Source organism: Pseudomonas sp. H3(2019), assembly GCF_007713465.1.
Taxonomy (GTDB): Bacteria; Pseudomonadota; Gammaproteobacteria; order Pseudomonadales; family Pseudomonadaceae; genus Aquipseudomonas.
In genome coordinates, this window is sequence record NZ_VMSG01000013.1 from 153,991 (window position 1) to 161,467 (window position 7,477).

Genomic DNA, 7,477 nt, shown 5'->3' on the forward strand with positions numbered 1-7,477 from the left:
AGAGCAAAAGTCAGCGCCCTATAACAAAATTAAAGTGGTTACCAGGAGACATGATGAGTACGCAGCCTTTGATCCATGGAACGGTTCCCCAGCGCCTGGCGCATACCCGCGAGCTGATGAGTCGGGAGGGCATTCACGCCCTGCTGGTGCCGTCGGCCGACCCGCATTTGTCGGAATACCTGCCGGGTTACTGGCAGGGGCGTCAGTGGTTGTCGGGTTTTCATGGCTCAGTCGGCACGCTGATTGTCACCCAGGACTTCGCTGGCGTTTGGGCCGACAGTCGCTACTGGGAACAGGCGACCAAGGAGCTCAAGGGCAGCGGCATCGAGTTGGTAAAGCTTCAGCCTGGCCAACCCGGTCCGCTGGACTGGTTGGCCGAGCAAACTCCGGAAGGGGGTGTGGTCGCGGTCGACGGTGCGGTGATGGCCGTGGCGTCGGCACGGTCACTGAGCAGCAAGCTTGAGGAGCGTGGCGCACGGCTGCGCACCGATATCGATCTGTTGAACGAGGTCTGGAGCGACCGCCCGAGCCTGCCGAATCAACCGATCTATCAGCACTTGCCGCCGCAGGCCACCGTCAGCCGTGGCGAAAAACTCGCCAAGCTGCGTGAAAGCCTGAACGCGCGCGGTGCCGATTGGCACTTTATCGCCACCCTCGACGACATCGCCTGGCTGTTCAACCTGCGCGGCGGCGACGTGTCGTTCAACCCGGTATTCGTATCCTTCGCCTTGATCGGTCAGCAGCAGGCAACCCTGTTTGTCGCGCTGAGCAAGGTCGATGCGTCATTACGCGCGATCCTCGAGCAGGACGGCGTCACCCTGCGCGACTACAGCGAAGTGACCTCGGCGCTGGCTGCCGTGCCAAATGGCGCCAGCCTGCAAATCGATCCAGCGCGGGTGACTAGCGGTTTGCTGAATAACCTCGGCAGTGGCGTGAAGCTGATTGAAGGGCTGAACCCGACGACCCTCGCCAAGTCGCAGAAAAGTCTCGCCGATGCCGAGCATATCCGTCAGGCCATGGAGCAGGACGGCGCGGCACTGTGCGAGTTTTTCACCTGGCTCGACAGCGCCCTGGGTCGTGAACGCATCACCGAACTGACCATCGACGAGCACCTGACCGCTGCCCGTACCCGTCGTCCGGGGTATGTGTCGCTGAGTTTCAACACCATTGCAGCCTTCAACGCCAACGGTGCGATGCCGCACTACCATGCGACCGAAGAAGAACACGCGGTGATCGAAGGCGACGGCCTGTTGCTGATCGACTCCGGCGGCCAGTACCTGGGCGGTACCACCGACATTACGCGGATGGTGCCGGTGGGCACGCCGACCGCCGAGCAGAAACGCGACTGTACGCGCGTACTCAAGGGCGTGATTGCCTTGTCCCGTGCGCAGTTCCCGCGTGGCATTCTTTCGCCGCTGCTCGACGCCATCGCACGTGCGCCGATCTGGGCGGAGGGCGTCGATTATGGTCACGGAACCGGGCATGGTGTCGGCTACTTCCTGAACGTTCACGAAGGCCCGCAAGTGATTGCCTACCAAGCCGCACCGGCACCGCAAACCGCGATGCAGCCGGGGATGATCACCTCGATCGAGCCGGGTACTTATCGTCCAGGTCGCTGGGGTGTGCGGATCGAGAACCTGGCGTTGAACCGCGAGGCGGGCAGCAGCGAGTTTGGCGAGTTCCTCAAGTTCGAAACCCTGACCTTGTGCCCGATCGACACCCGTTGTCTGGAGTCTTCGTTGCTGACTCAGGACGAGCGCGAGTGGCTTAACGCTTACCACGCGCAAGTTCGTGAACGTTTGAGCCCATTGCTTGACGGTGCTGCGCTCGTGTGGCTGAACACCCGGACCGCCGCGATCTGAGTCGCTGTTGCGCCGTCAGTCTTCGGACGGCGGCGCAAGCTCGGGTGTGTGGGCGAGTGCTTCGCTCATATAGTCGACAAACGCCTTGACCCTGGCCGATTGGCGACGATTGGCCGGGGACACCGCATGAATCGGCAACGGTTGTGCGCGGTAGTCCTGCAAGATCGCGATCACCCGACCGGCCTTCAAATCCTCGCTGAACAACCACACCGGCGACAGCGCAATACCCAGCCCGCCCAACACCATCTCGCGTATGGCCTCCGAACTGTTGCTCTGGGCGTTGCCTTTGATTCGCACATTGTGGTGCTGAGCGTTTTTTTCGTAGATCCACTGATTCTGGCTGCTCAGCAGGTTGAACAGCAGGCAGTTATGCCGGCTCAGTTCTTCCAGTGTGTGTGGTCGGCCGCGGCGATCCAGATAGTCGGGACTGGCGACGGTGACTCGATGGGTCGTGCCGATCTGCCGGGCGATCAAACCGCTATCGCTCAACTCGCCAATGCGTAACGTGACGTCCAGGCCTTCGCTGACCAAATCCTGATTCTGATCGCTGAGCTGTAAATCGATTTCTACGTGTGGATAGCGTTCAAGGAAGTCCGGCAGTCGCGCAGCAATCTGCAATCGTCCGAAACTGACGGAGGATCCCACTCGCAAAGGCCCGGCGACCACTTCCCGTCCGGACTGAAAGCTGTGTTCGGCCGCGTCGACCGCCGCAAGAATCTGCCGGCATTCGTTGTAGTAACGCTGGCCTTCGTCGGTCAGCGAAAGCTGGCGAGTACTGCGGGCAATCAGCTTGCCTCCAAGCTCTGTTTCCAGTGCCCGGAGGATTTTGCTGATGGTCGGTTGGCTGGTCTGCAGTTCCCGAGCGACAGCAGAGAAACTGCCGCGCTCGACTACTCTTACGAAAACCGCCATTGCATTGAGTTTGTCCAAGGGCTTTCTCATTGATTCCAAATAGGCATGGTCACTATAGCTATATAGCGTCTTATCGGCATGAGTGGGTGGGCGGATGATCAACGCAACTCTCCACTGACATGAGATTGCGAAATGACTGACTCAATTGAAATGCTCGCCCTGATCGTCGACTCGGCCAATGCACCGCTTCGTTTGGCGTCTATCCCTAAGCCCATGCCTGAAGCGGGGCAGGTGTTGGTCAGAATCATCGCCAGTGGGCTGAATCCATTGGATGGGAAAATCCGCGCCGGGGAGGCTGCTCACGCCCGTCAGCCATTACCGGCAGTGTTGGGGATGGATCTGGCGGGGATTGTCGAAGCACTCGGTGCCGGGGTCAGCGATTGGCAGGTCGGCGATCAGGTGTATGGCATGGCGACCGGGATTGGCGGTCAGCAGGGCTCACTGGCGCAATTCGCCGCCGTTGATACACGACTACTGGCGCGCAAACCGATCAATCTGAGCATGACTGAGGCGGCAGCGCTGCCGTTGGTGTTGATCACCGCGTGGGAAGGCTTGCTGGATCGCGCCCGGGTTCAGACAGACCACAAGGTATTGATTCAGGGTGGCGCTGGTGGCGTCGGGCATGTGGCGGTGCAGTTGGCTCGGGCATTCGGTGCCGAGGTATTTGCCACGGGGTCGGCGAGGCATCAGGCGATTATCGAAAGTCTCGGTGCAACCTTTATCGACTACCGCCAGCAGTCGGTTGAACAGTATGTAGAGCAACATACGGCGGGGGAGGGTTTCGATATCGTTTATGACACAGTTGGAGGCGAGACGCTGGATGCGTCGTTCAAGGCTGTGCGCACTTATCAGGGGCATGTGTTGAGCTGTCTCGGCTGGGGGCAACACAGTCTGGCGCCATTGTCGTTTCGGGCGGCGAGTTACTCGGGAGTCTTCACGTTGCTGCCTTTGCTGACCGGCAGAGGTCGCGAGCGTCACGGGCAGATTCTCGGTGAGGCTGCGAAGTTGATTGAAGCAGGCTTGTTGAAGCCTTTGCTCGATCCCCGGCGGTTCACGCTGCAAACCGCCGAGGCAGCCTATGACCTGCAAGCCTCGGGAGAAGCGCAGGGCCGACTGGTTATCGAGATCTAGCCCAAGGCCTCGCGGACAAAGTCCAAGCGATCTTGACCGAAGAACAATTCGTTATCGACAAATATGCTCGGTGCACCGAACACACCGCGCTTGATCGCCTGCTCGGTTTTTTCCTTGAGTGCGGCTTTGACTTCCTCATCGGCGGTCAAGGCCAGCGCTTCATCGGGGTCAAAGCCATGTTCGGCCAACACCGCGGCGACGGTCGCCAGGTCGTTGAGGTTGCGGCCATCAACCCAGAGCGCACGGAACAGGCAATCGATAAAATCGAGGAAGCGTTCGGGGTGTCGTAGCTGGATGCCGGTGACGGCGCGCATCAACAAAAGGGTATTGATGGGGAAGTATGGATTGAGCTGGAATGGCACGTCGTAGCGCTTGGCGTAACGATTCAGATCCAGGAACATGTAATGCCCCTTGGCCGGAATCGTTGCCGGTGAGGCATTGCCGGTAGCTTTGAATACGCCGCCTAGCAGCATCGGTTGATAGATCAGTTGGCTACCGGTTTGCTCACAGATTTTCGGTAGTTGGGTATAAGCCAGGTAAGTGGCAGGGCTGCCGAGGTCGAAGAAGAACTCTACGCGTTTGCTCATGTTCGATGCGCTCTGATTGTTGTTAGAGAGGATGGCTTACCAGCGTTCGCTCCAGGGTCGCAGATCCAGTTCGAAGGTCCACGCATCGCGAGGCTGGCTGTGCAGGTACCAGTAGTTCTCGGCGATGTGTTCGGGGTTGAGAATCCCGTCCTGATCCTTGAGGGCATACTTTTCCGGGAAGCTGTCGCGAATGAAGTCGGTATCGATCGCGCCATCGACCACGACATGGGCGACATGAATGTTCATCGGGCCCAGTTCCCGCGCCATGCTTTGGGCCAGTGCGCGGATGCCATGCTTGGCGCCGGCGAACGCCGCAAAGCCAGCAGCACCGCGCATGCCGGCGGTGGCTCCGGTGAATAGAATAGTGCCGCGTTGTCGGGTGGCCATACGCTTTGCCACTTCACGGCCGTTCAAGAATCCGGAGAAACAGGCCATTTCCCAGATCTTGAAATACTTGCGGGCGGTCTCTTCAAGAATGCTGCACGGCACATTGGCACCGATGTTGAAGACGAACGCCTCGATCGGGCCGATCTGGCTTTCGATTTGTTCAACCAGCGCGACTACTTCCTCTTCCTTGCGTGCATCACACGCAAAACCGTGGGCTTCACCGCCACTGGCCTGAATGGCATCGACCAATGGCTGCAACTTGTCTGCGCTGCGACGAGTGACGCAGGCAACAAACCCTTCCTGTGCGAAACGCTTGGCAATAGCTCCGCCGGTGGCATCGCCAGCACCGACAACCAGTACGACTTTCTTGTTATTGATAGCTGTGGTCATAGTCATCCCTCTTTGGTAAACGATCGTTAACCAAACGAACGTTATGCTACGATCTTGAAGACGTCAAGGCGATGGATTTTCGGGGGAAGCGATGCGTTACTCAGCCAGTCACAAGCTGGAAACCAGGCAGAAACTGCTTGAAAGCAGCTCGGTGTCAGCCAAGAAAGAAGGTTTTTGCACGGTGGGGGTCGATGGCTTGATGAAGGCCATCGGGCTCAGTGGCGGTGCGTTCTACAGCCACTTTTCATCAAAAGATGAACTCTTCAGTTCGATCGTCGAGCGTGAGCTGTGTCAGAGCCTTGAGCGATTGAGCGGTAATGGCGAGCCGAGTCGAGCCATGCTGGAGCGCTGTCTCAAGCATTACCTAAGCATGGCGCATGCCGAGCATCCCGAGTCCGGCTGTGCGCTGCCGACATTGGGCGCCGAAATTGCTCGCTCGGATATCGCCGTACGCCAGCAAGCTGAGCAGTGGATCTGTCGGTTGCAGGAAAGTTGGGCGCGGATTCTGGAGAGTGACAGCCTGGCCTGGGCCATTCTGTCGCAGTGCGTTGGCGCGCTGGTGGTTGCGCGAATGCTGGTGAGTGCGGATGTCCAGCGCAGCGTTTTGCAATCCAGCTACGAAGAAATCGGACGCCAGATTGCCGGTCAACGCGCTGAATAAGGGCGGACCTTGTTACTTGCAGATGACGATCATGCTACGGCTGGTATAGCCGGCAGGGTTGAGGCCAAACGGATAGTCACCTGGATCTTCCACGGCGTCTCCGGATTTGGCGAGCACCTTGTAACCATTGGGCCCGCATGAGTTGGCCGCACTGGTGTAGCACTTGTCCCAGGAAGAAGAGAGGCCTGAGCAGTTAATGTGCAGGCCTTTTTTCCCGCGTTTGACCTCAGTCCTGGAGGTCGCAGCGCAACCCGCAATGGCCAGTACAACAAGCAATACCAAAAATCGTTTCATTCCAATCCCTATTACGGTCCCGGGTCTGGTGCCCGAGTCTGCCAGCATGCGCTTTCGTTTATATCGTTAGTGATATCCCTATCCGAAAAAGTCCATGTCTGACATTGAGTTGTGGCTAAAAATGGCTCAATTGAGCGGTAAATACCAGACCTTCGTAAAAGTGTGTATCAATCTACTGCTACCAAAGGCTTGGACTCACTGCGCATGGTCATGGTCGCGCCTACGGACGCCAGAATGATGCAAGTGATGGCCATCCACTGTGCCAGGGACAAGTACTCGTGCAGAAACAGCAGTCCGGACAATGCGCCGAATGCGGGCTCGATGCTCATCAGTGTGCCGAAGGTTCGCGCCGGCATTCGGGTGAGGGCGATCATCTCTAGGGTGTACGGAAGGGCAGTGGACAGAATGGCTACGCCAATAGCGATGGGGATCAGTGATGGTGTGAGCAACGCAGCTCCGGCATGGACAATGCCAATAGGCGCAACGAAGAGTGCTGCAATCATGACACCCAGCGCGGCGGTCTGGACGCCGTTATCTGCCCCGGCTTTCTGGCCGAATAGAATGTACAGCGCCCAGCACACCCCTGCGGCCAGTGCATAACCGGCGCCTATGAAGTCAATGCTCGTGTTTGCTGCGTCTGTAGGTATAAGCAGCAACAAACCGACAATGGCCAGACCGATCCACAGAAAGTCGATCACCTTGCGCGAAGCATAGATTGCTACTGCCAGCGGGCCCGTGAACTCCAGAGCAACGGCAATTCCGAGTGGGACAGTCCTGAGCGACATATAGAAGAGGAAGTTCATACCGCCCAGTGCCATGCCGTAGACGATGACGGTGCGCAACGACTTGGCGGTGAGTCTGGCCTTCCAGGGACGCAGTAGCAGCAACATGATCACGCTGGCGAACATCAGTCGCAGGGTGGTCGTCCCTTGTGCCCCGACTATCGGGAACATGCTTTTTGCCAGCGAGGCTCCAGACTGGATCGACGCCATGGCTATTAATAGCAGGCCAACCGGGAACAGAGTCGATGCAAGGCTGCGGGGCTGGTCATTCATTACGTGGCGTCGTCCAAAGTGAGAGGCGATAGAGTGTACGGGTGGCATATCATGCTTAGCTACTAGGCGCTGAGCAATATACTGCGCATTCTTTGTTGGTGCTTCTATACATAGGCCGTAATGAATGCCGTTTTCCGGTTTCTGATAGAAAAACTAAATTAAGTGTTGACGGCAGATTCTGGACGTCTATAATTCGCC

Annotated in this window: 8 protein-coding genes; 3 read left to right on the forward strand and 5 right to left on the reverse strand. The window is 58.0% G+C overall.

Going from position 1 to position 7,477, the window contains the following annotated elements; translation table 11 throughout:
* Positions 1-53 precede the first annotated feature (53 nt).
* The gene (locus FPT12_RS15165) at positions 54-1,862 is read left to right on the forward strand and encodes an aminopeptidase P family protein (RefSeq protein WP_145017128.1); all 1,809 of its coding nucleotides are present in this window, start codon (positions 54-56) and stop codon (positions 1,860-1,862) included.
* A 15-nt stretch (positions 1,863-1,877) separates the two neighbouring features.
* On the opposite strand, the gene FPT12_RS15170 is transcribed toward FPT12_RS15165, so the two are convergent.
* A complete protein-coding gene (locus tag FPT12_RS15170) occupies positions 1,878-2,792 on the reverse strand; it encodes a LysR family transcriptional regulator (RefSeq protein WP_145017131.1) in 915 nt (304 codons plus the stop codon).
* 114 nt (positions 2,793-2,906) lie between these two features.
* Between FPT12_RS15170 and FPT12_RS15175 the strand changes: the two genes are divergently transcribed.
* Entirely contained in the window at positions 2,907-3,905 is a 999-nt protein-coding gene (locus FPT12_RS15175) for a zinc-dependent alcohol dehydrogenase family protein (RefSeq protein ID WP_145017133.1), read from the forward strand.
* On the opposite strand, the gene FPT12_RS15180 is transcribed toward FPT12_RS15175, so the two are convergent.
* Together FPT12_RS15180 and FPT12_RS15185 are read right to left on the reverse strand one after the other, a co-directional pair.
* Complete coding sequence (locus FPT12_RS15180; RefSeq protein WP_145017135.1) at positions 3,902-4,492, reverse strand: 2-hydroxychromene-2-carboxylate isomerase; 591 nt, start codon at positions 4,490-4,492, stop codon at positions 3,902-3,904. The two genes, FPT12_RS15175 and FPT12_RS15180, sit on opposite strands and share 4 nt — an antisense overlap.
* Positions 4,493-4,528: 36 nt before the next feature.
* Positions 4,529-5,269, reverse strand: coding sequence for an SDR family oxidoreductase (locus FPT12_RS15185; protein ID WP_145017137.1), 741 nt, complete (start codon positions 5,267-5,269; stop codon positions 4,529-4,531).
* A gap of 91 nt (positions 5,270-5,360) precedes the next feature.
* On the opposite strand from FPT12_RS15185, the gene FPT12_RS15190 reads away from it, so the two are divergent.
* A complete protein-coding gene (locus FPT12_RS15190) occupies positions 5,361-5,930 on the forward strand; it encodes a TetR/AcrR family transcriptional regulator (protein ID WP_145017139.1) in 570 nt (189 codons plus the stop codon).
* A gap of 12 nt (positions 5,931-5,942) precedes the next feature.
* Here the strand turns inward: FPT12_RS15190 and FPT12_RS15195 are convergent, their stop codons facing one another.
* The gene (locus tag FPT12_RS15195; RefSeq protein ID WP_123584120.1) at positions 5,943-6,224 is read right to left on the reverse strand and encodes a hypothetical protein; all 282 of its coding nucleotides are present in this window, start codon (positions 6,222-6,224) and stop codon (positions 5,943-5,945) included.
* A 167-nt stretch (positions 6,225-6,391) separates the two neighbouring features.
* The gene (gene rhtA, locus FPT12_RS15200) at positions 6,392-7,279 is read right to left on the reverse strand and encodes a threonine/homoserine exporter RhtA (RefSeq protein WP_145017141.1); all 888 of its coding nucleotides are present in this window, start codon (positions 7,277-7,279) and stop codon (positions 6,392-6,394) included.
* Positions 7,280-7,477: the final 198 nt, after the last annotated feature.

Coding starts and splice junctions, on each gene's coding strand:
- FPT12_RS15195 (WP_123584120.1), bottom strand. CDS start 6,224: ATGAAACGATTTTTGGTATTGCTTGTTGTACTGGCCATTGCGGGTTGC.
- FPT12_RS15185 (WP_145017137.1), bottom strand. CDS start 5,269: ATGACCACAGCTATCAATAACAAGAAAGTCGTACTGGTTGTCGGTGCT.
- FPT12_RS15180 (WP_145017135.1), bottom strand. CDS start 4,492: ATGAGCAAACGCGTAGAGTTCTTCTTCGACCTCGGCAGCCCTGCCACT.
- FPT12_RS15165 (WP_145017128.1), top strand. CDS start 54: ATGAGTACGCAGCCTTTGATCCATGGAACGGTTCCCCAGCGCCTGGCG.
- rhtA (WP_145017141.1), bottom strand. CDS start 7,279: ATGAATGACCAGCCCCGCAGCCTTGCATCGACTCTGTTCCCGGTTGGC.
- FPT12_RS15190 (WP_145017139.1), top strand. CDS start 5,361: ATGCGTTACTCAGCCAGTCACAAGCTGGAAACCAGGCAGAAACTGCTT.
- FPT12_RS15175 (WP_145017133.1), top strand. CDS start 2,907: ATGACTGACTCAATTGAAATGCTCGCCCTGATCGTCGACTCGGCCAAT.